This is a genomic window from Pseudonocardia sp., assembly GCF_050250275.1.
Lineage (GTDB): Bacteria > Actinomycetota > Actinomycetes > Mycobacteriales > Pseudonocardiaceae > Pseudonocardia.
This window is the reverse complement of sequence record NZ_JBFWOY010000027.1, coordinates 3073-28363: the sequence shown is the minus strand read 5'-3', so window position 1 is coordinate 28363 and position 25291 is coordinate 3073. Positions and strand designations below refer to the sequence as shown.

23 protein-coding genes, 2 tRNA genes and 1 pseudogene are annotated in these 25291 nt (G+C 72.6%); 9 read left to right on the top strand and 17 right to left on the bottom strand.

What is annotated here, in order from left to right; translation table 11 throughout:
• Positions 1-42 precede the first annotated feature (42 nt).
• Genes AB7F12_RS22665 through AB7F12_RS22655 form a run of 3 tightly spaced genes read right to left on the bottom strand, consistent with a single transcriptional unit; the run spans position 43 to position 1226 of the window.
• Positions 43-435 carry a PIN domain-containing protein gene (locus tag AB7F12_RS22665; RefSeq protein WP_428499294.1) on the bottom strand — a complete coding sequence of 131 codons (393 nt, stop codon included), beginning with the start codon at positions 433-435 and terminating at the stop codon, positions 43-45.
• Entirely contained in the window at positions 432-698 is a 267-nt protein-coding gene (locus AB7F12_RS22660) for a type II toxin-antitoxin system Phd/YefM family antitoxin (RefSeq protein WP_428499293.1), read from the bottom strand. The genes AB7F12_RS22665 and AB7F12_RS22660 overlap by 4 nt, the downstream gene beginning before the upstream one ends.
• A 33-nt stretch (positions 699-731) precedes the next feature.
• On the bottom strand, positions 732-1226 hold the full coding sequence (locus tag AB7F12_RS22655; protein WP_428499292.1) for an HNH endonuclease: 495 nt from the start codon (positions 1224-1226) through the stop codon (positions 732-734).
• Positions 1227-1515: 289 nt separating this feature from the next.
• Between AB7F12_RS22655 and AB7F12_RS22650 the strand changes: the two genes are divergently transcribed.
• Positions 1516-1752 carry a hypothetical protein gene (locus AB7F12_RS22650; protein ID WP_428499291.1) on the top strand — a complete coding sequence of 79 codons (237 nt, stop codon included), beginning with the start codon at positions 1516-1518 and terminating at the stop codon, positions 1750-1752.
• Positions 1753-1768: 16 nt separating this feature from the next.
• Here AB7F12_RS22650 and AB7F12_RS22645 read toward each other — a convergent pair whose 3' ends face one another.
• From AB7F12_RS22645 to AB7F12_RS22625, 5 genes are all read right to left on the bottom strand, one after another.
• Entirely contained in the window at positions 1769-2161 is a 393-nt protein-coding gene (locus AB7F12_RS22645) for a permease (RefSeq protein WP_428499290.1), read from the bottom strand.
• A gap of 73 nt (positions 2162-2234) precedes the next feature.
• Complete coding sequence (locus AB7F12_RS22640; RefSeq protein ID WP_428499289.1) at positions 2235-3323, bottom strand: NADH:flavin oxidoreductase; 1089 nt, start codon at positions 3321-3323, stop codon at positions 2235-2237.
• A gap of 175 nt (positions 3324-3498) precedes the next feature.
• Positions 3499-4593, bottom strand: a complete 1095-nt coding sequence (locus AB7F12_RS22635) for a cystathionine gamma-lyase (RefSeq protein ID WP_428499288.1) — start codon at positions 4591-4593, stop codon at positions 3499-3501.
• Entirely contained in the window at positions 4590-5600 is a 1011-nt protein-coding gene (locus tag AB7F12_RS22630; protein ID WP_428499287.1) for an NAD(P)H-dependent glycerol-3-phosphate dehydrogenase, read from the bottom strand. The genes AB7F12_RS22635 and AB7F12_RS22630 overlap by 4 nt, the downstream gene beginning before the upstream one ends.
• Positions 5597-6310 carry a lysophospholipid acyltransferase family protein gene (locus AB7F12_RS22625; protein WP_428499286.1) on the bottom strand — a complete coding sequence of 238 codons (714 nt, stop codon included), beginning with the start codon at positions 6308-6310 and terminating at the stop codon, positions 5597-5599. The genes AB7F12_RS22630 and AB7F12_RS22625 overlap by 4 nt, the downstream gene beginning before the upstream one ends.
• Positions 6311-6394: 84 nt before the next feature.
• Here AB7F12_RS22625 and cofC point away from each other — a divergent pair, with 84 nt between their 5' ends.
• The 3 genes from cofC to AB7F12_RS22610 all read left to right on the top strand — a co-directional run bounded on the left by cofC (position 6395) and on the right by AB7F12_RS22610 (position 10642).
• Positions 6395-7117 (top strand): 2-phospho-L-lactate guanylyltransferase, encoded by a 723-nt coding sequence (gene cofC / locus AB7F12_RS22620; protein WP_428499285.1) that lies wholly within the window; start codon positions 6395-6397, stop codon positions 7115-7117.
• Positions 7118-7259: 142 nt separating this feature from the next.
• Positions 7260-9716: an RNA degradosome polyphosphate kinase gene (locus tag AB7F12_RS22615; protein WP_428499284.1), complete on the top strand. Its 2457-nt coding sequence runs from the start codon at positions 7260-7262 to the stop codon at positions 9714-9716.
• Positions 9713-10642: an NUDIX hydrolase gene (locus AB7F12_RS22610; protein WP_428499283.1), complete on the top strand. Its 930-nt coding sequence runs from the start codon at positions 9713-9715 to the stop codon at positions 10640-10642. Before AB7F12_RS22615 ends, AB7F12_RS22610 begins: the two co-directional genes overlap by 4 nt.
• 3 nt (positions 10643-10645) lie before the next feature.
• Here AB7F12_RS22610 and AB7F12_RS22605 read toward each other — a convergent pair whose 3' ends face one another.
• The 3 genes from AB7F12_RS22605 to leuC all read right to left on the bottom strand — a co-directional run bounded on the left by AB7F12_RS22605 (position 10646) and on the right by leuC (position 13347).
• Positions 10646-11197 carry an HU family DNA-binding protein gene (locus tag AB7F12_RS22605; RefSeq protein ID WP_428499282.1) on the bottom strand — a complete coding sequence of 184 codons (552 nt, stop codon included), beginning with the start codon at positions 11195-11197 and terminating at the stop codon, positions 10646-10648.
• A gap of 135 nt (positions 11198-11332) precedes the next feature.
• Positions 11333-11929: a 3-isopropylmalate dehydratase small subunit gene (gene leuD / locus AB7F12_RS22600; RefSeq protein WP_428499281.1), complete on the bottom strand. Its 597-nt coding sequence runs from the start codon at positions 11927-11929 to the stop codon at positions 11333-11335.
• The gene (gene leuC / locus AB7F12_RS22595) at positions 11929-13347 is read right to left on the bottom strand and encodes a 3-isopropylmalate dehydratase large subunit (RefSeq protein WP_428499280.1); all 1419 of its coding nucleotides are present in this window, start codon (positions 13345-13347) and stop codon (positions 11929-11931) included. The genes leuD and leuC overlap by 1 nt, the downstream gene beginning before the upstream one ends.
• Positions 13348-13429: 82 nt before the next feature.
• Here leuC and AB7F12_RS22590 point away from each other — a divergent pair, with 82 nt between their 5' ends.
• Both AB7F12_RS22590 and AB7F12_RS22585 read left to right on the top strand, forming a co-directional pair.
• On the top strand, positions 13430-14131 hold the full coding sequence (locus AB7F12_RS22590; RefSeq protein ID WP_296142926.1) for an IclR family transcriptional regulator: 702 nt from the start codon (positions 13430-13432) through the stop codon (positions 14129-14131).
• A 250-nt stretch (positions 14132-14381) separates the two neighbouring features.
• Complete coding sequence (locus AB7F12_RS22585; RefSeq protein WP_428517982.1) at positions 14382-16127, top strand: Hsp70 family protein; 1746 nt, start codon at positions 14382-14384, stop codon at positions 16125-16127.
• 1184 nt (positions 16128-17311) lie between these two features.
• Here AB7F12_RS22585 and AB7F12_RS22580 read toward each other — a convergent pair.
• From AB7F12_RS22580 to gltX, 3 genes are all read right to left on the bottom strand, one after another.
• Positions 17312-17384 (bottom strand) — tRNA-Glu (locus tag AB7F12_RS22580).
• 42 nt (positions 17385-17426) lie between these two features.
• Positions 17427-17498 (bottom strand) — tRNA-Gln (locus AB7F12_RS22575).
• Between the two features lie 68 nt (positions 17499-17566).
• Positions 17567-19060: a glutamate--tRNA ligase gene (gene gltX / locus AB7F12_RS22570; protein WP_428516822.1), complete on the bottom strand. Its 1494-nt coding sequence runs from the start codon at positions 19058-19060 to the stop codon at positions 17567-17569.
• A gap of 57 nt (positions 19061-19117) precedes the next feature.
• Between gltX and AB7F12_RS22565 the strand changes: the two genes are divergently transcribed.
• The gene (locus AB7F12_RS22565) at positions 19118-20413 is read left to right on the top strand and encodes an FAD-dependent oxidoreductase (RefSeq protein ID WP_428502559.1); all 1296 of its coding nucleotides are present in this window, start codon (positions 19118-19120) and stop codon (positions 20411-20413) included.
• Between the two features lie 53 nt (positions 20414-20466).
• The gene (locus AB7F12_RS22560) at positions 20467-20781 is read left to right on the top strand and encodes an EthD family reductase (protein ID WP_428502558.1); all 315 of its coding nucleotides are present in this window, start codon (positions 20467-20469) and stop codon (positions 20779-20781) included.
• Positions 20782-20850: 69 nt separating this feature from the next.
• Here AB7F12_RS22560 and AB7F12_RS22555 read toward each other — a convergent pair whose 3' ends face one another.
• The gene (locus AB7F12_RS22555) at positions 20851-21891 is read right to left on the bottom strand and encodes a 3-isopropylmalate dehydrogenase (RefSeq protein WP_428502557.1); all 1041 of its coding nucleotides are present in this window, start codon (positions 21889-21891) and stop codon (positions 20851-20853) included.
• 253 nt (positions 21892-22144) lie between these two features.
• Positions 22145-23746 carry a phosphoglycerate dehydrogenase gene (gene serA / locus AB7F12_RS22550; protein WP_428502556.1) on the bottom strand — a complete coding sequence of 534 codons (1602 nt, stop codon included), beginning with the start codon at positions 23744-23746 and terminating at the stop codon, positions 22145-22147.
• A 228-nt stretch (positions 23747-23974) separates the two neighbouring features.
• Here serA and AB7F12_RS22545 point away from each other — a divergent pair, with 228 nt between their 5' ends.
• Positions 23975-24790: a methyltransferase domain-containing protein gene (locus tag AB7F12_RS22545; RefSeq protein WP_428502555.1), complete on the top strand. Its 816-nt coding sequence runs from the start codon at positions 23975-23977 to the stop codon at positions 24788-24790.
• A 12-nt stretch (positions 24791-24802) separates the two neighbouring features.
• On the opposite strand, the pseudogene AB7F12_RS22540 reads toward AB7F12_RS22545, so the two are convergent.
• Positions 24803-25291, bottom strand: a pseudogene (locus AB7F12_RS22540) (alkane 1-monooxygenase); the annotation flags it as partial.

Genomic DNA, 25291 nt, shown 5'->3' with positions numbered 1-25291 from the left:
GTCGCAGCGCCGCCACTTGCCGCCACCCACGCGGGGGAGCCGTCAGGCGATCGGGATGACGTCCACGAGAGGCGTCAGCCCCTCGAAGTCGCGGGGGTTGCTCGTGAGAACCGGAAACCGTGCTGCTGCGGCTGTCGCGGCTATCTGCAGATCGAGGCGGCGAGGGCGTGGGTCTCGGCCCGACCACCGAACCATCGAGGACAGGACTCCGTAGAGCTTCGCCTCTTCCACGCCGAACGGCATGATCTCGAACGACTCGAGTACGCGTCTGAAGCGGATTGCCCGGGCATCCGCTTCGGTCTTGTCTCCTACGTCCAGCCCGTAGGCAAGCTCGGCAGCGGTGATCGCGCTGACGACGAGGGTCTCTCCTTCGACCAGCGTCTCCGGCAGTTGTCCGAGTGCGATGACCGCCGAGGTGTCGAGCAGGATCGTCACGAGTCGATGTCGTCCGGGCCGAAGATCGCGTCGGCTTCTTCCCGCTCGCGCCGCCACGCCTCGGGATCGATCGGCGGGATGTCCGCGAAGAGCTGTCGTGCCTCGGCGAGGGTGACCCTGCGTCGGGCCGCCTTGCTGTGCGGAACGATCTCCGCGACCGGTCGGCCGTTCCGCGTCACCGTGAAGGTCTCGCCGGCCTCGACACGCCGCATGATCTCGGCGTTGTCGTTGCGCAGCTCTCGCTGGCTGATCGTCGCGCTCACACCCCGATGCTACCGGGCTGTAGCGCAAAGGTGCTACGCGGCGGCCTGCAGCCAGGGCTCCCAGGTCGGGTGGGGTTCGACGGCCAGCACCAGGATTCCGCCTGCCCGCGAGGGCGGGGCGGGGGGAACGGCCAGGGTCCAGCCGATCTCGTCGAGCATCCGGTCGGCCTTGCGGGAGTTGCAGGCGCGGCAGGCCGCGACGCAGTTGTCCCAGCTGTGGGCGCCACCGCGGCTGCGGGGGACGACGTGGTCGATGGTGTCGGCGCGGGCGCTGCAGTAGGCGCAGCGGCGGTTGTCACGTCGCAGGACACCGGAGCGGGTCATCGGCACCGCACGTCGGTAGGGAACGCGCACGTAGCGCGAGAGACGCATCACCGAGGGAGCAGGAACGGTGAGGTTCTCAGAGTGGAAGGCACCGCCGTCGAGGACGGCCTCCACGCACTCCGCCTTGCCACTGAGCATCAGCACGATCGCGCGCTTCGCCGTGACGACCGCCAGGGGTTCGAAACTGGCGTTCAGCAGGAGCACCCTGGACCCCGCTGGGACCACACCCGGGCTCGGCGTGATCCTCGGTACCTCCCCTGGGTCGGGGTCGGTGCCGATGGGGTCGGGTTGTCGATGGGGCACGCGACCACCTCCCGCTCGTCGCACCTAGTCGACCATACGGAGGGCGTCCGGCGCGACTGTGATCTCGACGTGTCCCACAGGTGGCCGACGGATGGCGAAGAACGTGCGGCGAAGGCGGCCGAGCGGTCGATCAAGATCGGTTGCCTGGGAGTGACCCAGGTCATACCCAAGGTCTTGTAACGTGGGGTCCTTGAAGCGCGAACTTGGTCACATGAAGCTCGGTCGGATCGGAGTCCGTCCTGCAGCCGTCGACTACGTCGATTACGTCGTCGAGGTGCCGGACGGAGAGTTGCTGTGCGGCACCTTCCGTCTCGAAGGCACCCGCACCGAGGACGAGGCGCGCACCTTCATCGCCGGCCGTCTCGGCGAGGCCCACGGCATGCGCGTGTCCTGGCGCGACGTGCACCTGCTCCAGCCTGCGTCCTGACCTGCGACGACAGGGGTCACTCCCCTGCCGGACGCTCCTGCTCGTCGACCAGCCGCGACAGCATCCCGGCGATCCGTTCCTGGCCTGCCGCCGTGGCGTCGAGCGCGCCACGCATCGACGCAAACCCCCTGTCCACGTGCTCGCGAAGATCGCGCACGTCTGCCCTGACGTCGGTGAGGTCGACCCGGACGTCGGCGAGGTCAGCTCGCATCGCGTTCAGCACCCGGTTGTTCTGACTCCGAAACTCGCGGATCTCGGACCGGATCTCGGCGACGTCACGATCTGCACCACCCGCGAGAACACGGGCGGCCGCGGCGTCATGCTCGCTGTGCCGCACCCGCTCGCCGAGCGCGCGCACCTCACCCTCGAGGGCGCTGACCCGCCGCTCCAGCTCCTCGTCTCCGGCCACGACCCGAGCCTAACGGCCGATCGCCGACCCTGCGGAAAGTTGTCCACAGGCGCCGGCGATCGGACGTCGCTGCTCAGAGGCTGCCGCGCTGGACGAAGGCCGGCCAGCCGCGCATGTGGTTGATGAAGCGCTCGCTCAGCCCACCGTTGCGAAGGTGCTGCGCCGGGACCGGGGTCCGGACTCTCTCGTAGGCGTGGTTCGCCTGCACCTGCAGGGGGAAGTCGCGCTGCAGGATGCCGGCGCGCGCGACGAGGATGAAGTCGGCACCCTCGTCGAGGAGCTGCCCGGCACGCTCGGCGGTATAGATCTTGCCGGCCACCCCCAGCGCGACGCGCTTGCGGGGGAGCTCGGCGAAGACGCTGACCATCGTCTTCCCGCAGTACCTGCCCTCCTGCACGATCTGCTTCGACTCCCACAGCGCGAGGTCGAGGTAGTCGATCAGCTCGCGGTCGAGGATGTCGGCGGTGATCTCGACCAGTTCCTCGAGCTGCAGGCCGTAGCGCTCGACGGACAGCCGCCAACCGATCTGGAAATCGGGCCCGCACTCGCGGCGGATGCCTTCGAGGACCTCGAGGGTGAGCCGGGCGCGGTTCTCGGGGCTGCCGCCGTACTGGTCGGTGCGGTCGTTGAGCAACGGGGACATGAACTCCGACAGGATCCAGCCGAATGCACCGTGGGCGGCGATGCCGTCGAACCCGGCGCGCTCGGCGCGCTCGGCCGCCTCGATGAAGCTGTCGCGGATCCGCTGGACCTCCTCGGTGGTCAGCGCCCGGTAGCCGGGCACGGTGTAGCCGGAGGCGGGCGAGGGGTGTCCGCCCAGCTCGGGACGGGCGCGGTGGCCGGCGTGGTGCAACTGCACAGCGGAGAGAGTGTCGCCCTCACGCAGCGCGTCGGCCATGTCGGTGAGGCCCGGGAGCAGGTCGTCGCTGTAGATGCCCAACTGCCGTTCGAACGCGATCCCGCTGGGCTCGACGAACGTCGCGGCGGTCTGGGCCAGGGCGTAGCCGCCGCGGGCGACCTGCTCCATCCAGTCGATGTCGTACTTGGACGCGGAGCCGTCGTACTCGCTCTGCTGATTGGTGAGCGGAGCCAGCATGAACCGGTTCCGCATCGGCTTGCCGTGGATGAGTGGCAGCGGTTCGAACAGACCTGAGACGGACACGTGAATCTCCAGATTGCCGTGGTCGGGCGGACAGTGCAGCCGGACGGCTCGGGGCACGCGGGGTGCCCGGGCGCGTCGGTGCGCAGCTGTCATCCGGAGGCCACTCGGCCGGAGCCCAGTGTATTAGAATTTTCTACTACTGTAGCAAACTCTCGGAACAGGGGCGATCGAGACCTCACCCACAGGCGTCGAGAGCCGCCAGCACGTCGGCGACCAGATCGGCGGTGTCCTCGCAGCCCGCCGAGAGCCGCACCAGGCCGGGCGCGACCGCATCGCCCCAGCGTTCGCGCCGGTCGGCGGAGGTCTTCAGGCCGCCGAAGCTCGTCGCCGACTCGACGAACCGCGACGCGGCGAGGAAGGCGGCGACGGCGTCGGTGTCGCGCAGGGTGAACCGCAGGACACCGTTCCACCGGCGCATCTGCCGGGCCGCGACCTCGTGCGCGGGGTCGTCGGCGAGACCGGGCCAGCGGACGTCGCGCACCGCGGGGTGCGCGCGCAGGGCCGTGGCCAGCGTGCGGGCGTTGGTGGCCTGCCGCTCCAGGCGCAGGTCGAGAGTCCCGAGCCCGCGGTGGGCGAGCCAGACCTCCATCGGCCCGGGAACAGCGCCGCCGCGGGTGCGGGCGTCGCGGATCCGGGCGGCGAGGCCCGCGTCGGCGGTGGTCACGTGCCCGAGGACGACGTCGCCGTGCCCCGCGACGGCCTTGGTGTCGCTGGCCACGACGATGTCGGCGCCCAGATTCAGCGGCCGCTGTCCGAGCGGCGTCGCGGTCGTGTTGTCGACGGCCACGAGCGCCCCCGCCGCGTGCGCCCGTGAGGCGACGGCGGCGATGTCGCAGACGTCGAGCCCGGGGTTCGACGGCGTCTCCAGCATGACGAGCGCGACGCCGTCGAGGTCGGCCTCGTGAGCCTGCGTGGTCGGCACCGTGCGCACCGGCAGGCCGAGATCGGCGGCCAGCGCGCGGGCGAGGTAGTAGCCGTCGGACGGGAGCACGACGGTGCCGTCGCGCCCGCGCGTCGCGAAGACGGCGGCGATCGCGGCCATGCCGGAGGCGAACAGGGTGCACTCTCCGCCCTCGAGCCCGCCGATCGCCGACTCCAGTGCCCGCCAGGTGGGGTTCCCGGCGCGGCCGTAGAAGTCGGCCGGGGTCTGGGCACTGGTCCCCAGCGCGAACGTCGACGACAGCACCGGCCCGGGGTGCAGCGGGTCCCCGACCCCCGGCGACGGAGCACCGCCGTGGACGCAGCGCGTGCCGTCGCCGAGGTCGGTCATTCCGGCTTCGGGGCCCGCGTGATCAGCTCCTTCGCCATCGCCGGCGCGGAGAGGCCCTCGTGGCAGACGCGGCGCACGGCGTCGGCGATCGGCAGCTCGACGCCGTGGCGCGCCCCGAGCTCGCAGATCGACTGGCACGACTTCACGCCCTCGGCGACCTGCCCGTGGTTGGCCTCCTCGGCCTGCGCGAGGCTCTCGCCGCGACCGAGGCGCTCGCCGAAGGTGCGGTTGCGCGACAGCGGCGAGGAACAGGTGGCGACGAGGTCGCCCAGCCCGGCGAGGCCCGCGAACGTCATCGGGTCGGCACCCAGGACGGCGCCCAGGCGCGAGATCTCGGCGAGCCCGCGGGTGATGACCGACGCCCGGCTGTTGTCCCCCAGGCCCATCCCCGCCGCGATGCCCACCGCGAGCGCGATGACGTTCTTGCCCGCACCGCCCAGCTCGCAGCCGACGACGTCGGTGTTGGTGTAGGAGCGGAAGTAGTCGGTGGTGCAGGCGTTCTGCAGGGCGACGGCACGGTCGTGGTCGGCGCAGGCGATAACGGTGGCCGTCGGCTCCTCGCCGGCGATCTCCCGGGCCAGGTTCGGCCCGGAGACGACGGCGACCTGCTCCGGGGACACGTTGGCGACCTCGGCGACGACCTCGCTCATCCGCTTGAGCGTCCCCAGCTCGATGCCCTTGGCCAGGCTCACGAGTGTGCGCCCCGGCGGGAGCAGCCCGGACCAGCCGGACAGGTTGGCGCGCAACGTCTGTGACGGCACGGCGAGCACGACGACGTCGGCGCCGTCGAGCGCGGCCGCGGCGTTGGTCGTCGCGGAGAGCCGGGAGGGCAGCTCGACGCCGGGCAGGTAGCCGGGGTTGGCGCGTTCGGAGTTGACGGCGTCGGCGATCTCGGGCCGGCGCGCCCACAGCGTCACGTCGCGGCCGGCGTCGGCGAGGACCTTGCCGAACGCCGTACCCCACGACCCGGCGCCGAGGACGGCGACGCGCTGCACGGCGCGGCTCACGCGGTGTCGCCCTTGCGGAAGAAGGCGGCGGGGGCGGGCTCGCCCCGGACCTCGGCCAGCAGGTCGCGTACCCGGACCATCAACAGGTCGGTCACCTCGCGCAGCAGGGCGGCGTCGACGGGACGGCCGCGGTACTCGGACAGGTCGACCGGGTCACCGGCGCGCACGACGATGTCGCGGCGCGGCAGCGGCCGGAACTTCTTGCGGTAGTGGTCGTAGACCTCGCGGGTACCCCAGTGCACCACCGGGATCACGGGGACGTCGGCACCGAGGGCGAGCCGGGCGACGCCGGTGCGGGCGTGCATCGGCCAGCCGTCGGGGTCGCGGGTGATCGTGCCCTCCGGGTAGATGACGACGATCTTGCCCTCGCGCAACGCCTGCTCGCCCTCGCGCAGGCTGTTCTGCGCGTCGGCCGACTCCCGGTAGACCGGGATCTGCCCGGACGAGACCAGCACCCGTCCGAAGACCGGGATCTTCCACAGGCTGGCCTTGGCCAGGAAGCGCGGGATCCGGCGCGACGTGTGCACCCACAGCGCGGTGTGCACGGGGTCGAGGTAGGAGATGTGGTTGGCGACGACGAGCGCGCCGCCCGTGCCCGGCGTCGGCAGCCGGTCCCTGCCCTCGTAGCGTGTCCGCCCGGTCAGGAGCGCGATCGGGTAGAAGAACACCGCCGCGAACCCGACCCAGAAGCCGCCCTTCTCACGCCTCACCCGCGCCCTCCCGTCCGTGATCTCGCCGTGAGTCTCCCGGGACGGGCCCCCCGGGTCCACCCGCGGGTGTTGCACGATGGTGGGGTGCCATCGCCGGTCGATCTCGTCGTGCCCGTCAAGGGGCTGCCCGCGGCCAAGTCGCGGCTGCGCGGCGCGGCCGACGGCGGCGTCGGCGAACCGGGCGCACACAGCAGGCTGACCCTCGCGCTGCTGCTGGACACGCTGGCCGCGGCCCGGCGGTCGGGGGTGCGCAGGCTGCTCGTCGTCAGCTCCGACCCGGACGTGGCGGCGGCCGTCGCCGGGCTCGGTGCGGCCCCGGCGCGTGCCGTGACCGACGGCACTCGTGACGACGGCGACAGCGCGCGCCTCGACGTCGTCCCGGAAGGGCCCGTGGCGGGCCTCAACGCCGCGCTGACGCACGGGGCGACGTTGCTGCGTGCCGACGACCCGGCGTCGACGGTCGGGGCGCTGCAGGCCGACCTGCCCGCGCTCCGCCCCGACGAGCTGCGCGCGGCGCTCGCCGAGGCCGCCACCCGGTTCGCCGCCGGGGCCGTCGCCGCCTTCTCCGCGGACACTCCCGGTGACGGGACGACGCTGCTGCTCGCCGCTCCCGGTGCCGCGCTGGCCCCGGCGTTCGGGCACGGCTCGGCGGCCCGGCACGCCGCGGCGGGGGCGGTCCTCGTCGGCGGGTCGCTGCCCGGGCTGCGCCGCGACGTCGACACCGCCGACGACCTGCGCGGCGCCGTTGCCCTCGGCGTGGGCCCGCACACGACGTCGGCGCTGGCCGTCGTCGCCCGGGGTGCCTGACCGTTCCGACAGGCGTGTGACGTGACCTCCTTGCGCCACAACGATCCGCGACGGCGACGTCGTCGTCACGTCGCCCAGAGTTCACTCGGATGCCACCTGCCCAGGCGCTTCGTCCCGCAAGGTTTGGGGAAGAATCCCGACCGTGAGTGACGACGCGCGGAACCCGGACCAGGACGAGCCCGGCGAGGCCACCGGCGGTCCCGCGCGCACCCGACGCACCGGCCGGCGGGCGCCGCGCCCGTCGAGCAGGCGGGTCTCGGCCACGGCCACACGCTCCGAGTCCGCCGCCCAGCCGGCCAAGCCGCGCGCCCGCGGCACGGTGCGGCGCGCCGCGGCCGCCGCCGCGACGACGTCGTCCACGCACACCGCCGCCCCCGAGCCCTCGGCGACGACCCCCGCCGCTCCCCCGCAGGCCGCCTCGACCACCGCGGTCGCGCCCGCCGGTGCCCCCGCGCCCGGCGCCGCCCCGATCGGTCCGCCCGCGCCGACCACCGCCCCGGCCACGTCGACGGCGCTGCCCGACGACCGCTACCTCAACCGCGAGCTCTCCTGGCTCGACTTCAACGCACGCGTCCTCGCCCTCGCCGAGGACCCCAGCCAGCCGCTGCTCGAGCGCGCCAAGTTCCTGGCGATCTTCGCGTCGAACCTCGACGAGTTCTACATGGTCCGCGTCGCCGGGCTGAAGCGCCGCGACGAGACCGGCCTGGCCGTGCGCAGCGCCGACGGCCTCACCCCCCGCGAGCAGCTGGGCCGCATCACCGCCCGCAGCCAGGTCCTCGCCGACGCGCACGCCCGGGTCTTCCTCGAGGAGGTGCGCCCCGAGCTCGCCGAGCACGGCGTGCACATCCGCCGCTGGACCGACCTGTCCGACGACCAGCGCGACCGCCTCTCCGACTACTTCACCGAGCAGGTCTTCCCCGTCCTCACCCCGCTCGCGGTCGACCCGGCACACCCCTTCCCCTACATCTCGGGGCTCTCGCTCAACCTCGCCGTCACCGTCCGCGACCCCGAGGGCCGCACCGAACGGTTCGCGCGCGTCAAGGTCCCCAACAACGTGCCGCGGCTCGTCCGCGTCGCCAACGACGAGGGTGTCGACGAGCGGGGCGTCACGTTCCTGCCCATCGAGGACCTCATCGCCGCGCACCTCGGCAAGCTGTTCACCGGCATGGACGTCGCCGAGGTGCACGCCTTCCGCGTCACCCGCAACGCCGACCTCGAGGTCGAGGAGGACCGCGACGAGGACCTCCTGCAGGCCCTCGAACGCGAGCTGGCCCGGCGCCGGTTCGGCCCGCCCGTGCGGCTCGAGGTCGTCGACACCATGAGCGAGCACGTGCTGGAGCTGCTCCTGCGCGAGCTCGACGTCGACCCCGGCGACGTCGTCACCGTCCCCGGCCTGCTCGACCTGACGTGCCTGTGGGAGGTCTACGGCGTCGACCGGCCCGACCTCAAGGACGAGCCGTTCCGCCCCGCCACCCACCCGGCCTTCGCCGACCGCGAGACCCCGCGCAGCATCTTCTCCACGCTGCGCGAGGGCGACGTCCTCGTCCACCACCCCTACGACTCGTTCTCGACGAGCGTGCAGCGCTTCATCGAGCAGGCCGCCGCCGACCCGAACGTGCTCGCGATCAAGCAGACGCTCTACCGCACCTCCGGCGACTCCCCCATCGTCGACGCCCTCGTCGACGCGGCGGCCGCCGGCAAGCAGGTCGTGGCGCTCGTCGAGATCAAGGCGCGGTTCGACGAGCAGGCCAACATCCGCTGGGCGCGTGAGCTGGAGAAGGCGGGCGTCCACGTCGTCTACGGCCTCGTCGGGCTCAAGACGCACTGCAAGACGTCGCTGGTCATCCGCCAGGAGGGCGGCCAACTGCGCCGCTACTGCCACATCGGCACCGGCAACTACCACCCGAAGACGGCGCGGCTCTACGAGGACATCGGCGTCCTCACCGCCGACCCGACCATCGGCGCCGACCTCACCGACCTGTTCAACACCCTCACCGGCTACTCGCGCCAGACGTCCTACCGCAGCCTGCTCGTCGCCCCCTACGGCGTGCGGCGCGGCATCGTGCGTCGCATCGAGGACGAGATCGAGGCCTTCCGCGAGGGCAACACGAACGCCTGCGTCCGGATCAAGGTCAACTCGCTGGTCGACGAGCAGGTCATCGACGCGCTCTACCGCGCCTCACAGGCCGGTGTCCCCGTCGACGTCGTCGTCCGCGGCATCTGCGCGATCCGCCCGGGCCGCGAGGGCATGTCGGAGAACATCCGGGTCCGCTCGATCCTCGGCCGCTTCCTCGAGCACTCGCGGATCTTCCACTTCGGAGCCGCCGACGAGTACTGGATCGGCAGCGCCGACATGATGCACCGCAACCTCGACCGCCGCGTCGAGGTGCTACTGCGCGTGGCCGACCCGCGGCTCGCGGGCCAGCTCGGCGACCTGTTCGACTCCTGCCTCGACCCGGCCACCCGCTGCTGGACGCTCCAGGCCGACGGCAGCTGGGAGCCCTCCCCGCCGCCCGGTTCCGACATCGACCGGGTACGCGACCACCAGGCGGAGATGATGGCCCTGCACGCCGCGGCCGCGATCGTCGAGACCGAGTGACCCGCAGCGACCTCGCCCGGGCCCTCGCGGTCGACGTGCTCGCCGCAGGTGCCGTGCTGTGGCGCCACGGCACGGCCGGCCCGGAGGTCGGCCTCGTACACCGCCCGCGCTACGACGACTGGTCACTGCCCAAGGGCAAGCTCGACCGCGGGGAGCACCTCGCCACCACGGCCGTCCGGGAGGTCGTCGAGGAGACCGGGCACCGCATCCGCATCGGCGGCCGCCTCGGCGACGTCCGCTACACGGTCGAGGACGGCGCGAAACTCGTCCGCTACTGGGCGGGCGAGTCCCTCGGCGGGGCGTTCGAACCCAACGAAGAGACCGACGAGCTGCGGTTCCTCACCCCTACCGACGCCTGCGGGCTGCTCACCTACGACCACGACCGGACCGTGATGCGCCGGTTCGCCGCGCACCCGCGGCCGATGTCGACACTCGTCCTCGTCCGCCACGCCAAGGCCGGCAGCCGCGACGGGTGGGACGGCGACGACCTGCAGCGCCCGCTGTCGGCCACCGGTCGCGCCCAGGTCGCCCGGCTCACCCCGTTCCTGCGGCTGTTCGGGGCCGACCGCATCGCCTCGGCGCCACCGGTCCGCTGCCGCACGACCGTCTCCGACCTGGCCGCCGCGGCCGGGCTGCCCGTCACCGACGAACCCGCGCTCGGCGAGAACGCGCACACCGACGACCCGACCGCCGCGACCACGCGGGTCCGCGAGATCGCGGCACAGCCGGGTGTGACCGTGCTGTGCAGCCAGGGCGGCGTCATCCCCGACCTCGTCGACGCCCTGACCGCGGGCACGCCACTGGCCGACCGGGTGCGCCCCGGCGGTGCGGCGATCCCCGCGCGCAAGGCGAGCACGTGGGTGATCGGGTTCGGCGCCGACCTCACCCCGCGGTTCGCGGACTACTACCGCGAACCGGCGGGTTGAGAGCTACTTCTTGGCCTTGGCCTTCTTGGGCTTGGCAGCGGCGGCTGGCTTCTCCGCCTTCGCCGCCGTGGCCTTCGGCGCCGCCTTCGTGGCCGCCGCCGCCTTCGGCTTCGCCGCCGCCCGCGGAGCCGCCTTGGCCGACTTCGGCTCCGGCTTCTCCGCGAACGACGTCGACGCCTTGGCCCGGCTGCGGGGCGCCCTGGCAGGGGCGGCCGGCGCCGATGCCGCGGCACCGCGCGCGCGACGGGCCGGCGCCGGCTTGGCGGTCTCGGCCGCCGCGCCGTTGCCCGACACCGTGGCCTTGAAGGCGATGCCCGGCCGGAAGGCCGGCACCACCGTCGGCGGGACGGCGACCGTGTCACCGGTGCGGGGGTTGCGGGCGACGCGCGCGGCCCGGGCTCGCGCCTCGAAGACGCCGAACCCGGTGAGCGACACCGAACCACCCGAGCCGACCGTGTCCACGATGATCGAGAGCACTCCGTCGACCGCGGACGCCGCGGTGCGCCGGTCGCCGAGCCGCGCCGCGAGCGCGTCCACGAGCTGCGTCTTGTTCATGACTGGGCAGGTTAGAGTGTTGTCGCAGCTCACACCAGAGATCAGCCCAAGAAAAACCCTTGCCGTGCAACAACAGTCCCGTTTCGGGGACTGTGCCGCAAGGCGTCCGGGTGATCTAGGAGGGTCTTGACGCCCTCAGCCGGCCGGTGTCGTGACCGGCAGCCAGGCCGGGCGCGTACCCTCGAACGTCGTGATCTCACCCTCGTGGCGCAGCGTCAGACCGATGTCGTCGAGCCCCTCCAGCAGCCGCCAGCGGGTGTAGTCGTCGATCTGGAACGCGAACGTCAGGTCCTTGGCCTGCACCGTACGTTCCTGCAGGTCGACGGCCACTTCGGTGCCCGGCTCGTTCTCGAGCAGCTTCCACAGCAGCTCGACGTCGTGCTGCTCGCACTGCGCCGCGACGAGCCCGCCCTTGGCCGAGTTGCCGCGGAAGATGTCGCCGAAGCGCGCCGAGATCACGACCCGGAAGCCGTAGTCCATCAATGCCCACACGGCGTGCTCGCGCGAGCTGCCCGTCCCGAAGTCCGGGCCGGCGACCAGCACCGATCCCTTCGAGAACGGCTCGGTGTTGAGGATGAAGTCCGGGTGCTGACGCCACGCCGCGAACAGCCCGTCGTCGAACCCCGTGCGCGTCACGCGCTTGAGGTAGACAGCCGGGATGATCTGGTCGGTGTCCACGTTGGACCGGCGCAGCGGAACGCCGATCCCGGTGTGCGTGCTGAACGCGTCCATCAGTCCAGGTCCTCCGGCGACGACAGGGTCCCGCGCACGGCCGTGGCGGCGGCCACGAGGGGCGAGACGAGGTGGGTGCGGCCGCCCTTGCCCTGGCGGCCCTCGAAGTTGCGGTTCGACGTCGACGCGCTGCGCTCCCCCGGCTCCAGCTGGTCGGGGTTCATGCCCAGGCACATCGAGCAGCCGGCCGAGCGCCACTCGGCGCCCGCGGCGGTGAAGACCTTGTCCAGACCCTCGTCCTCGGCCTGGAAACGCACCCGCATCGAGCCCGGGACGACCAGCATCCGCACGCCCTTCGCGAGCGAACGACCGTCGAGCACCGACGCCGCGGCGCGCAGGTCCTCGATGCGCCCGTTGGTGCAGGAGCCGACGAACACCGTGTCGACGCGGACGTCGCGCAGCGGCATCCCCGCCTCGAGTCCCATGTAGTCGATCGCGCGCTCGGCCGCGATGCGCTCGTTCTCGTCGACGATCGCAGCCGGGTCGGGCACGTTCTCCCCCAGCGGCAGGCCCTGCCCCGGGTTGGTGCCCCACGTGACGAACGGCGTCAGCGCGTCGCCGTCGATGTCGACCTCGGCGTCGAAGGTCGCGCCCTCGTCGGTGCGCAGCGTCGCCCAGTCGGCCAGCGCCGCCTTCCACGCGTCGCCCTTCGGGGCGTGGTCGCGGCCCTCGATGAAGTCGTAGGTGACCTGGTCGGGCGCGATCATGCCCGCCCGCGCACCGGCCTCGATCGACATGTTGCAGATCGTCATCCGGGCCTCCATCGAGAGGTTCTCGATGACGTTGCCCCGGTACTCCAGGACGTAGCCCTGGCCACCGCCCGTGCCGATCCTCGCGATGATCGCGAGCACCACGTCCTTGCTCGTGACGCCCGGGCGCAGCGTGCCGTCGGCGGAGTTGACGTTGATCGCCATGGTCTTGAACGGCTTGAGCGGCAACGTCTGCGTCGCGAGGACGTGCTCGACCTCGGACGTGCCGATGCCGAACGCCATCGCGCCGAACGCCCCGTGCGTCGAGGTGTGGCTGTCGCCGCAGACGACCGTCATGCCCGGCTGGGTGAGCCCCAGCTGCGGGCCGATGATGTGGACGATGCCCTGCTCGGCGTGGTTCATCGGGTACAGGTCGACGCCGAACTCCGCGCAGTTGCGGCGCAGCGTCTCGACCTGGGTCCGCGACACCGGGTCGGCGATCGGGAGCTCGACGTCCTTGGTCGGGACGTTGTGGTCCTCGGTCGCGATCGTGAGGTCCGGGCGACGCACCGGGCGACCCGCGAGCCGGAGGCCGTCGAACGCCTGCGGGCTGGTGACCTCGTGCACGAGGTGCAGGTCGATGTAGAGGAGATCGGGCTCCTGCCCCTCCCCCTTGCGGACCACGTGCCGGTCCCAGACCTTCTCGGCCAGCGTGCGCGCCTTCGTCACGGCGCCGCCTCCTCGCGTTTTCGCCTCTTGTGGTGGTGGATCGACCTAGACCTCCCAGATGCTGGGAAGCTAGTATCGAGGCGTGAGACAGTCTAGCGGGATCGGCGTGCTCGACAAGGCCGTGGGCGTACTTCGTGCCGCAGCCGCCGAACCGTGCGGCCTCACCGAGCTCTGCGAACGCACCGGCCTGCCCCGCGCCACCGCCCACCGCCTCGCCGTCGGACTCGAGGTCCACGGCCTGCTCCACCGCGGTGCCGACGGCCGCTGGCGCCCCGGCCCCACCCTCGCCGAACTCTCCAGCGGCCACGGCGACCCCCTGCTCGACGCGGCCGCCGCCGTCCTGCCCCGGCTGCGCGACATCACCGGCGAGAGCGTCCAGCTCTACCGCCGCGACGGCACCCACCGCATCTGCATCGCCACCGCCGAACCCGTCAGCGGGCTGCGCGACACCGTCCCCGTCGGCACCCGCCTGCCCATGACCGCAGGCTCCGGCGCCAAGGTCCTCGCCGCCTGGGCCGACCCCGCCACCCAGCGCGCCGTCCTCCACGACGCCACCTTCACCGAACGCGTCCTCGTCGACGTCCGCCGCCGCGGCTGGGCCCAGTCCGTCGCCGAACGCGAAGCCGGCGTCGCCAGCGTCTCCGCACCCGTACGCGACGGCACCGGCAAGGTCGTCGCCGCCGTCTCCGTCTCCGGCCCGGTCGACCGCATCGGCCGCCGCCCCGGCGTCCGCTGGGCCGCCGACCTCCTCGCCGCGGCCGAAGCGCTCCAGCACCGGCTCTGAGCCCGTCCCCCTGGCCGAGCGTTCCGATTCGGCCACGGCTGCCGCGTCCCGCCCTGCTCGCCGGCGAGCGCTGTCATCCTGGGGTCGCGCGGCTTCCCGCCGCCGTCCACCGCCCCCGGGCCGCCGCCCGGCACCGAGGTCGCGGACCGGTTGCCGAAGACCGTGCATCGTGACGCTAACGTGACGTCGATCCGGCTCGATGGACACGGAGAGTCGCATTGGTCGGGGAACCTCAAGAAGACGGGTGACGATGAGCTACCTGCTCGGCATCGACGTGGGCACGACACGGACCGCGGCGGCGATCACCCGCCTCGACGGCGGCCGGATCGTCGAGACCGAGATGGTCAACCTCGGCGACCGCTCCGTCCACGTCCCCTCCGTCCTCTTCATCGGAGCCGACGGCGGCGTCGTCGTCGGCGAGGCGGCCGAACGCCGCGCCCTCACCGACCCCGACCGCGTCGTCCGCGAGTTCAAGCGCCGCGTCGGCGACCCCACCCCCATCCACGTCGCCGGCCAGCCCTGGACCGCCGAGGACCTCTCCGCGCGCCTCGTCCGCTGGGTCGTCGACCAGGTCGCCGCACGCGAGGGCGGGGTCGCCGAACGCATCTCCGTCACCCACCCCGCCTCCTGGGGCGGCCACAAGAAGGAACTCTTCGCCGGCGCACTCGCCCGCGTCGGGCTCACCGTCACCTTCCTCGCCGAACCCCAGGCCGCCGCCCTCCACTACGCCTCCTCCGAACGCGTCGAACAGGGCGCCACCATCGCCGTCTACGACCTCGGCGGAGGCACCTTCGACGCCGCCGTCGTCCGCAAGGACGGCAACTTCGGCCTCCTCGGCCGCCCCGAAGGACTCGAACGCCTCGGCGGCATCGACTTCGACCAGGTCGTCTTCGACCACGTCGTCGAAGGCATGCCCGACGCCTTCGCCGACCTCGACGAGGCCGACCCCGCCGTCCTCAACGCCGTCGCCCGCATCCGCCGCGACTGCACCGAGGCCAAAGAAGCCCTCAGCTCCGACACCGAGGCTTCCGTCCCCGTCCTCCTGCCCGGCAGCCAGGGCTCCGTCCGGCTCCACCGCAGCGAGTTCGAGCAGATGATCCGCCCCCAGATCGACGAGACCGTCGCCGCGCTGGGCCGCGCCATCGCCTCCGCCGGACTCACCCCCGAGGAGACCTCCGCCGTCCTGCTCGTCGGCGGCTCCTCCCGCATCCCGCTCGTCGCGCAGACCGTCTCCGAGGAGTTCGGCCGGCCCGTCGCCGTCGACGCCGACCCCAAGAACGCCATCGCCAAGGGCGCCGCCATCGCGCTCGCCCCGCAGCAGCCCGTCGCCCCACCCGTCGTCCCCGGCGGCAACGGCACCGGCGGCCACCCCGCCCACAACGCGCCCCCGCCCGGGATGGGCGCCGCCGCGCTCGGCGCCGGCGCCGGCCTCGCCGCCGGTGCGGCGCTCGGCCCCGGCGGGATGCACGCCCCCGCCACCGACGAGCTGCCCACCATCGACGTCCGCCGCGTCGCCGCCTCCGGCGGCTACCACCCGCCCGTCGCCCCGCCCCCGCCGCCACCGCGCGACAACATGCCGATGGGCGGCTACGGCGACCCCTACGCCTCCCCCGACCTGGAGCGCGACGCCCCGCCCCGCCGCACCCCCGTCCTCCTCGTCGCCGCCGGTGGCGTCCTCGCGGCCCTCGGCGTCATCGCCGCCGTCCTCTTCTGGCCCCAGAGCAACCCCCAGAGCGCCGCCAACACCCGCATCGTCCCGTCGGAAGCGGTCACCACCACGGAAGCCGCCCCGACGACGACCGAGGCCCCGCCCGAGACGATCTCCTCCCGCAACAACGCCCCGCCCCCGGTGGTCCGCACGACGACGAAGCCCGTCGTCCCGCCGCCGGTGGTGACGAGCAGCGCTCCGCCGCCTGCGTCGAGTTCCTCGTCTTCGCCGAAGCCGACCGAGAGCTCCCCGAAGCCAACCGAGAGCTCGGTTAAGCCCTCGACCTGACGCTGTGAGTGGCAATAGTCGCTATAGCGACTATTGCCACTCACGACCCGGCCGGGCCGGTTCGACCGCAGCTCTCGTGCACCGGAAGTACGCGGCCGAGCCGCACCCTGCACGCCGAGACCGACACCAGTGCTGCGCACGCGCGCCGGAACAGCACTCACGTAGAACTCGGCGACCCCGCCGATCCCGAGTGCTCCCCCGGCGCCGAGAAGCGTGCCTCGAACACCCGGGCCCGCGGCGGGTCGAGCGCGTACATCGCGGTGTCGCCACGTGGGTTCTGCGCTCGTCGAGCAGCCTGCCCGACAGCCGCCGACCTCCACCTGCGCGCGCCGAGCACGGGCAGCACGCAACGAGCTGTATGCGGCCCGGGTCGACGCCCTGACCCACGCGCGGCCGCCCGGTCCGACGAACTGATCCCCGCCGGCTCCGACGCGGCCTCGCCGCGCGGGTTCTTCGTTCTCCGAGCAGTCTGCGGCACGGCCGCCGACCCGTGGATGCACGCGGCGATCCTGGGCAGCACGCGACGAGCCCGTACGCGAGCGCCGGCCGGACCGGTTGCACATCGCGCGGCTCGGGGCCCATCTCGTTACCGTGCGCCGCCCCAGCACCGGCGCGCGCAAAGCAGCATCGCCACGTAGGTTCTGCGGTCGTCGAGCAGTGTGCGGGACATCCGCCGACCAGCAAAGGTGCGTGACGGTCCTGAAAGGCACGCGACCGCCCCCACGAGGGACCTCACCGTCGCACTCCGGCTCCACCGCGACAGGCTTTGCCCTCGCCACAGCCGGCCCCGCCCGGCGCGGCCCGGCCGTGCCGCCCCGCCGCGGAGCCGCGGCCAGCCCGCCGCAGCCCAACCCGGCGCAGCCCAACCCGCCGCAGCCCAACCCGCCGCAGCCCAGCTCGGACGCGGCGGGTGTGCCGAGTGCAACCTCACTGCTCTCCCGAGGTTGCTCCAGAGCAGTGTGGTTGCGCGCGGGTGGCCTGGTGGCTCGCCCCCGGAAGCACACTCCCGCCGAGTTCGACATCGGACTGCTTTGATCATGGTCCTCGGCAGTCTCACGTCGAACTCGACGGGAGTCGGGAGTCGGGGACCGACCGCACGTGAATCGGGGCAGGGGCTGGCCGGAGTCAGCAAGGATCGCAAACGGAAAAGGCTCCCGCACCGGAGTGCGGGAGCCTTTTCATTGTAGCCCCGACGGGATTTGAACCCGCGCTACCGCCTTGAGAGGGCGGCGTCCTAGGCCGCTAGACGACGGGGCCAGGAACTTTCTCAGTATACTCATGGAAACTTCGGCGTTTCCGCTGGGGTACCAGGACTCGAACCTAGACTAACTGAACCAGAATCAGTCGTGCTGCCAATTACACCATACCCCAATGGGTCCGGTTCTCCGGGCCTTGCGGTTTCCCGCCGGCTCGGTTTCCCGTGCCCTGCGACGAGAACTCTAGACCACGCCCCGAGCCCGCTCCAAACCGGCCCCCAGTCGCCGCATCGACCGCTCGCGCCCCAGCAGTTCCATGCTCTCGTAGAGCGGCGGGGACACGGTCCGGCCGGAGACGGCGACCCGCACCGGGCCGAAGGCCTTCCGGGGCTTGAGGCCCAGCCCGTCGACGAGCGAGGCCTTGAGGGACTCCTCGATGGCGGGGGCGGACCAGTCGTCGATGCTGGTCAGACCGGTCATGGCGGCGTCGAGGACGGGTGCGGCGTCGGCGCCGAGGTTCTTGGCGGCGGCGTCGTCGTCGATCGCGAAGCCGTCCTCGTCGACGAAGAGGAAGCGGAGCATGCGGGCGGCGTCGGAGAGGACGACGCTGCGTTCCTGGACGAGCGGGGCGGCCGCGGCGAGCAGTTCGGCCTGGGCCTCGGTGGGGGTGCCATCGATCACACCCTCGGCCTGGAGGTAGGGAACGACGCGGGCGGCGAAGTCGTCGACGGGAAGGAGCCGCATGTGCGCGGAATTGATCGCTTCGGCCTTCTTGAGATCGAAGCGGGCCGCATTCGAGGAGACGCGTGACACGTCGAATGCGGCGACCATCTCGTCGAGGGAGAACACGTCGCGGTCCTCGGCGATGGACCAGCCCAACAATGCGAGGTAGTTGAGCAGGCCTTCGGGGAGGAATCCGCGGTCGCGGTAGTGGAACAGGTTCGACTCGGGGTCGCGCTTGGACAGCTTGCGAGCCCCTTCGCCGGTGACGAGGGGCAGGTGCGCGTAGGTGGGGGCACCGGTGCCGATGCCGACGCGCTGGAAGGCCTCGAAGAGCGCGATCTGCCGCGGGGTGGAGGAGAGCAGGTCCTCGCCGCGCAGGACGTGGGTGATGCCCATGAGGGCGTCGTCGAGCGGGTTGGTGAGCGGGTAGAGCGGGCTGCCGTCGCCGCGGGCGAGCACGAAGTCGGGGACGGTGCCGGCTTTGAAGGTGACGTCGCCGCGGATGAGGTCGGAGAACGTGACGTCGCGGTCTGGCATGCGGAGCCGGTAGACCGGCTTGCGGCCCTCGGCGCGGAACGCCGCCTTCTGCTCGTCGGTCAGGTCGCGGTCGGCGTTGTCGTAGCCGAGTTTGGGGTCGCGGCCTGCGGCGCGGTGGCGGGCCTCGATCTCCTCGGCCGACGAGTAGGACTCGTAGACCTCGCCGGCCTGGGTGAGGCGGCCGAGGGCGTCGCGGTAGAGGTCGTGACGCTCGCTCTGCCTGTAGGGGCCGTGCTCGCCGCCGACCCCGGGGCCCTCGTCCCAGTCGAGCCCGAGCCAGCGCAGCGCGTCGAGCAGTGCGTTGTACGACTCGACGCTGTCGCGCGCGGCGTCGGTGTCCTCGATCCGGAACACGAACGCGCCGCCGTGGTGGCGGGCGTGCGCCCAGTTGAACAGCGCGGTGCGGATGAGGCCGACGTGCGGCGTGCCGGTGGGCGACGGGCAGAACCGCACCCGGACCTGGGAGGGAGAGCTCACGAGGCCATCGTCTCGCACCGCTCGCGCCGGCCGGGAACCGGGGATACAATTCAACACATGGGGAAAAACACGACCGTCGCCGTCGTCGGTGGCGGCCCCGCGGGGATGGTCCTGGGGCTGCTGCTCGCCCGCGCCGGGATCGAGGTCACCGTCCTGGAGAAGCACGCCAACTTCCTGCGCGACTTCCGCGGCGACACCGTCCACGCCTCCACGCTGGCCCTGCTCGACGACCTCGGGCTCGGCGAGAGGTTCGCCGCGCTCCCGCAGCGCCGCCTCGACCGGGTCGCCGCCCAGCTCGACGGCGGGCTCGTCCAGATCGCCGACATGAGCAGGCTGCCGGGGGCCCACAAGCACGTCGCGCTGGTCCCGCAGTGGGACTTCCTCGACCTGCTCGCCGACGCCGCGGCCGACGAGGCGTCGTTCACCCTGATCCGCAACGCCGACGTCACCGGCCTCCTGCGCGACGGCGACCGCACCACGGGTGTCCGTTTCACCGACCGGGTCACCGGACAGGAGCACGAGCTCACGGCGGCACTGACCGTCGCCTGCGACGGCAGGCACTCCGCGGTACGCGCCGCCGCGGGGCTGCGCCCACGGGGCTTCGGCGTCCCCATGGACGTCTGGTGGTTCCGGCTTCCCCGCCGCGCCGACGACGTCGACGGTGGGCTCGGCCGCTTCACCGCCGGGCACTTCTGCGTCCTCATCGACCGCGGCGACTACTGGCAGTGCGCCTACATGATCCGCAAGGGCAGCGACAAGGCGTTGCGTGCCAAGGGTATCGGCGAGCTGCGGCGGCGGATGGTGGCGCTGGTGCCGTGGCTGGGCGACCGGGTCGACGCGCTGGAGTCGTGGGACGACGTCAAGCTGCTCGACGTGCGGCTCGACCGGCTGCGCCGCTGGTCCCGCGACGGCCTGCTGCTCATCGGCGACGCGGCGCACGCGATGTCGCCGGTGGGGGGCGTCGGCATCAACCTGGCGGTGGCCGACGCGGTGGCCGCGGCCCGGATCCTGGCCCCGGAGCTGCGCCGGGACGGCACCGCGTCGACGACGGCGCTGCGACGCGTCCAGCTGCGTCGCTGGTGGCCGACGGCGCTGGTGCAGGGCGGGCAGCGGCTCGCGCACCGCGCGGTGCTCGGCAAGGCGCTGAACGGCGACCCGCAGGTCACTCCCCCGTCGACGGGAACACTCCCGCTCCCGATCCGGGTCGCGCGGCGGTTCCCGGTCCTGCAGGGCATCCCGGCCCGGCTCGTGGCGATCGGTCCGCTGCCCGAGCGTGCACCCGCGTGGGCGCGACGCCCGGAGGCACCCGGCAGGGGAACGACGAGCGGCGGGGACAGCGTCCGGTCGGCATGATGGCGGTGGAGCCCGCGGACACCGGAGTCCGCGGGACGGTCCCTGGAGGTCCCGTGTCGTTCCAGCTCACCGCGCTCTACAACCACCCTGCCGACGCCGCCGCGTTCGACACGCACTACGACGAGGTGCACGCCGAGCTGGCGTCGAAGCTTCCCGACCTGCGGAGCTTCTCGGTGACCCGGCCGCAGCCCGGCCCCGACGGCGCGAAGCCCGACTTCCACCTGGTCGCGGTGCTGGTGTGGGACTCGGCGGAGTCGATGGGCGCGTCGATGTCCAGCGACGCGGGCAAGGCGGCCGTCGCCGACCTGGAGAACTTCGCGGGCGCCGGCGTCACGATGCTGACGGGCCCGTCCACGTCGGTCGTCTGACCCGCACGAACGACGACGGCGGCGGCATCCCGGAAAGGGTGCCGCCGCCGTCGTGTGCGTGGAGCGCGATCAGGCCGGCGCGGAGGCCTGCCGGCTGACGAGCGCGGCGAGCCGGTCGCCGATGGAGCGGGTGTGGCTGTTGGCGCCGTGGTCGCGTGTCGCCAGGTCGAAGGCGACCGCCGCCTCGATGCGGCGGGCGGCGTCGCGGTTGCCGAGGTGGTCGAGCAGCAGCGCGACCGAGAGGACGGCGGCCGTCGGGTCGGCGATGCCCTGGCCGGCGATGTCGGGGGCGCTGCCGTGGACGGGCTCGAACATGCTCGGGTTCTTGCCGCTGGCGTCGATGTTGCCGCTGGCCGCGAGCCCGATGCCACCGGTCACGGCGGCGGCGAGGTCGGTGAGGATGTCGCCGAACAGGTTGTCGGTGACGATCACGTCGTAGCGCGACGGGTCGGTGACGAGGTGGATCGTCGTCGAGTCGACGTGCTGGTAGGCGACGGTGACGTCGGGGTGCTCGAGCGAGACCTCCTCGACGATCCGCGACCACAGGGCGCCCGCGAACGCCAGCACGTTGGTCTTGTGGACGAGCGTGAGGTGCTTGCGGGGGCGGCGCTCGGCGCGGGCGAAGGCGTCGCGCACCAGGCGCTCGATGCCGAACGCGGTGTTGGTGCTGACCTCCGTCGCGATCTCGTGCGGGGTGTCCTTGCGCAGGATGCCGCCGGTGCCGACGTACGGGCCCTCGGTGCCCTCGCGGACGACGACGAGGTCGATCTCCGGGTTGCCGGCGAGCGGCCCGCGCACGCCCGGGTAGAGCCGCGCGGGGCGCAGGTTCACGTGGTGGTCGAGCTCGAAGCGCAGCCGCAGGAGCAGGCCACGCTCGAGGATGCCGCTGGGCACCGACGGGTCACCGACGGCGCCGAGCAGGATCGCGTCGTGGCCGCGGAGCTCGGTGAGCACGGACTCGGGCAGCAGCTCGCCGGTGGAGTGCCACCGTGCGGCGCCCAGGTCGTAGTCGGTCGTCTCCACGCCGGGGGAGACCTCGTTGAGGACCTTGAGCGCCTCTTCGATGACCTCCGGTCCGATGCCGTCGCCGGGAATGACCGCAAGGCGCATGTCAAGGGTTCCTCTCTGCTTGGGGAGTCGCAGCACGCTACCCGCTGCGACACCGCCGAACGCCGTCGGCCACTCTTTCGAGGTCACCCGACACGGTGGTTCGGGCGCCCCCTGCGCGGCCGAACCGCGCAACCGGGGACTCGACACGCCCCCGAGCGGGTCTGATTGTCCGCCCGACGCATCGGACGGCGGCGACCGGGTTATCCCCGCCGCCGCCGTCCGCGTCGGTGCGCCCGCCAGTGGCGGGTGGTGCTCAGTCGAGCGAGATGAGCTTGATCGTCCGTGCGCCCACCGAGGCGCCGATCGGGTCGAGTACGGCCTGGTCGACAGAGCGGTCGATGCGCAGCAGCATGATCGCGTCGGCACCGTCGGTGGTCTGGCTGATCTGGGCGGCCTCGATGTTCACCGCGGCCTCGCCGAGCAGCGAGCCGACGCGGCCCATGACGCCCGGGCGGTCGCTGTACTCGAGGAGCAGGATCTCGCCCTCGGCACGCAGGTCGAAGTGCCGGCCGTTGATCTCGACGAGCTTCTCGACCTGGGCGCGACCGGTCAGCGTGCCGGAGACGGTGATGGCCTCGCCGTCGGGCATGGCGGCGCGCAGCTGGACGACGCTGCGGTGGTTGGCGCTCTCCGGGGCGGTGGTGAGCTCCACGGAAACGCCGCGCTCCGCGGCCAGGGCCGGCACGTTGACGAAGGTGACCTGGTCGTCGACGACGTGGGTGAACACGCCGCGCAGCGCGGCCAGCGGCAGGACCGAGACGTCCTCGGACGACAGCTCGCCCGCGACGTCGACGGTGATCGATGTGGGCACACGGCCCGCGAGGGCGTGCAGGACCGTGCCCATCTTCTGCACGAGCGGCAGGTAGGGGCGGACCTCCTCGCCGACGGCGCCGTCGATCTGGACGTTGACGGCGTCGGGGACGAACTCGCCGGCCAGGGCCAGCTGGACCGACTTCGCGACGTCGGTGCCCGCGCGGTCCTGCGCCTCGTCGGTCGACGCACCGAGGTGCGGGGTGACGACGATGTTCTCCAGCTCGAACAGCGGGCTGGAGGTGGTGGGCTCGGTGACGTAGACGTCGATGCCGGCGCCCCCGACGTGCCCGGAGCGGACGGCCTCGGCCAGGGCGACCTCGTCGATCAGCCCTCCGCGGGCCGCGTTGACGATGATCACGCCCTTCTTGGTGACGGCGAGCTGGTCCTTGCCGATGAGGCCCAGGGTCTCGGGGGTCTTCGGCAGGTGGATGGAGATGACGTCGGCGCGGCGGAGCACGTCGTCGAGCGAGGCGAGCTCGATGCCGAGCTGGGCGGCGCGGGCGGGCGCGACGTAGGGGTCGTACGCGATGAGCGTGACGCCGAACGCGGCGAGGCGCTGCGCGACGAGCTGCCCGATCTTGCCGAGGCCGACGATGCCGACGGTCTTGCCGTTGAGCTCGACGCCGGTGTAGGCGCTGCGCTTCCACTGGCCCTGGCGCAGGGCGGCGTCGGCCGGCGGGATGTGGCGGGCCGCGGCGAACAGCAGCGCGATGGCGTGCTCGGCGGCGGACACGATGTTGGACGTCGGGGCGTTGACGACCATGACGCCACGCGCGGTGGCGGCCGGGACGTCGACGTTGTCGAGGCCGACGCCTGCGCGGGCCACGACCTTGAGCCGCGTGGAGGCGGCGAGGACCTCGGCGTCGACCTTCGTGGCGGAACGGACGAGGAGCGCGTCGGCGTCGGCGACCGCGGACAGCAGCGCGGGCCGGTCGGTTCCGTCGACGTGGCGGATCTCGACGTCGTCGCCGAGGAGCTCCACCGCGGACGGCGCGAGCTTCTCGGCGAGCAGGACGACTGGACGGGTGGCGGCTGTGCTCACGGCGGCTGCATTGCTCCCGGATCGGTCGGGTGAGGACGGCACGATCCTATGGCCGCCGAGGGTGCTTGCTGCAGGCAGCGTGAGCGGGGCAATACCCAGACCTGCACCGATGGTCAGACCACCGGGCCACTGGGAACCGGCCGCCGACCGTTTCGTCCCGGTTCGGATCCGCGCGTGGGGGCGATCCGACCGTGGCGCACCCGGGCCGCTGTGGCCAGGATGACGTCCATGAGCCGCGCCGACGGGCTGTCCCTGCACGCGTTCACCGATCTCGACGACGCGCCCGAGATCGGTCCCTACGTCGCGGCGCTGGAGGAGTTCGACCGGCTTCCGCTGCTCGTCGAGCTCAAGCACCTCGGGATCCAGCGGACCCGCACCGGCCCCGGCGCGAGGGTGCTCGACGTCGGCTGCGGGTTCGGGCTGGAGAGCCTGCGGCTGGCGCGGGCGGTGGTGCCGGGCGGCGCCGTCACCGGCGTCGACGCGAGCGCCCGGTTCGTCGCCGAGGCACGACGCCGCGCGGCGGCGGAGGGGCTCGCGGTCACCTTCGTCGAGGGCGACGCCGTGGCGCTGCCGTTCCCCGGCGGCGAGTTCGACGTCACCCGGGCCGAGCGGGTGCTGGTCTACGTGCCCGATCCCGAGGCGGCGCTCGCCGAGATGGTCCGGGTGACACGCCGCGGTGGCCGGATCGCGGTGATCGCCCCGGACTTCGACACCAACACGGTCGGCGTCGGTGACCGGGCGACGACGAGGGCGATCCTGGCCCACGAGTGCGACACGGCCGTGGTGAACGGGTGGCTGCCGCGCCGCCTCGGGCCGGCACTGGCGGCTGTGGGAGCACATGAGGTCGAGGTCGCGAGCCGGATGGTCGTCCTCACCCCGGACCTGGCCGCGGCGTACTTCGCCGGCGTCGCCTCCTCGGCCGCCGCCGCGGGCGTGGTCGGCGAGGCGGTCGCCGCGGAGTGGACGGCCGAGCTCACCCGCCGTCGTGCCGACGGCACCCTGTTCGCCGCGATCGGCTACTACCTGTTCACGGCGACGGTCTGACCGCCCTCGGGCTCAGGCCGCGACCGTCGCCGCGCGACCGGCGAGCAGCTCGAACGAGCGGTACCACGCCGCCCGGTCGACGACGGGGCTCGCGACGATCAGCTCGTCGATCCCGACGCGCGCCGCGAACTCCGTCAGGTAGTCCTCGACGACGTCCGGGGTGCCGACGGCGGTGTAGCGCATCATGTCGAGGATCTGGCGACCCTGGGGCATGTCGATGGCCAGGGTGGCCTCCTCGTCGGTCAGCTCGTGACCCCCGCGGGACAGGAAGCGCTTGACCCGGTCGAGGCGCGCCAGCCGCATCAGCTCGTCGGCGGTGGCCGTGTCGTCGGCGGCGACGACGTTGACCCCGGCGAGCACGAGCGGCTCGGCCAGCTGGGCCGACGGACGGAACTTCTCCCGGTACATCTCGACGGCCCGCTCCAGCTGCTCGGGCGCGAAGTGTGAGGCGAACGCGTAGGGCAGGCCGAGGATCGCCGCGACCTGCGCGCCGTAGAGCGA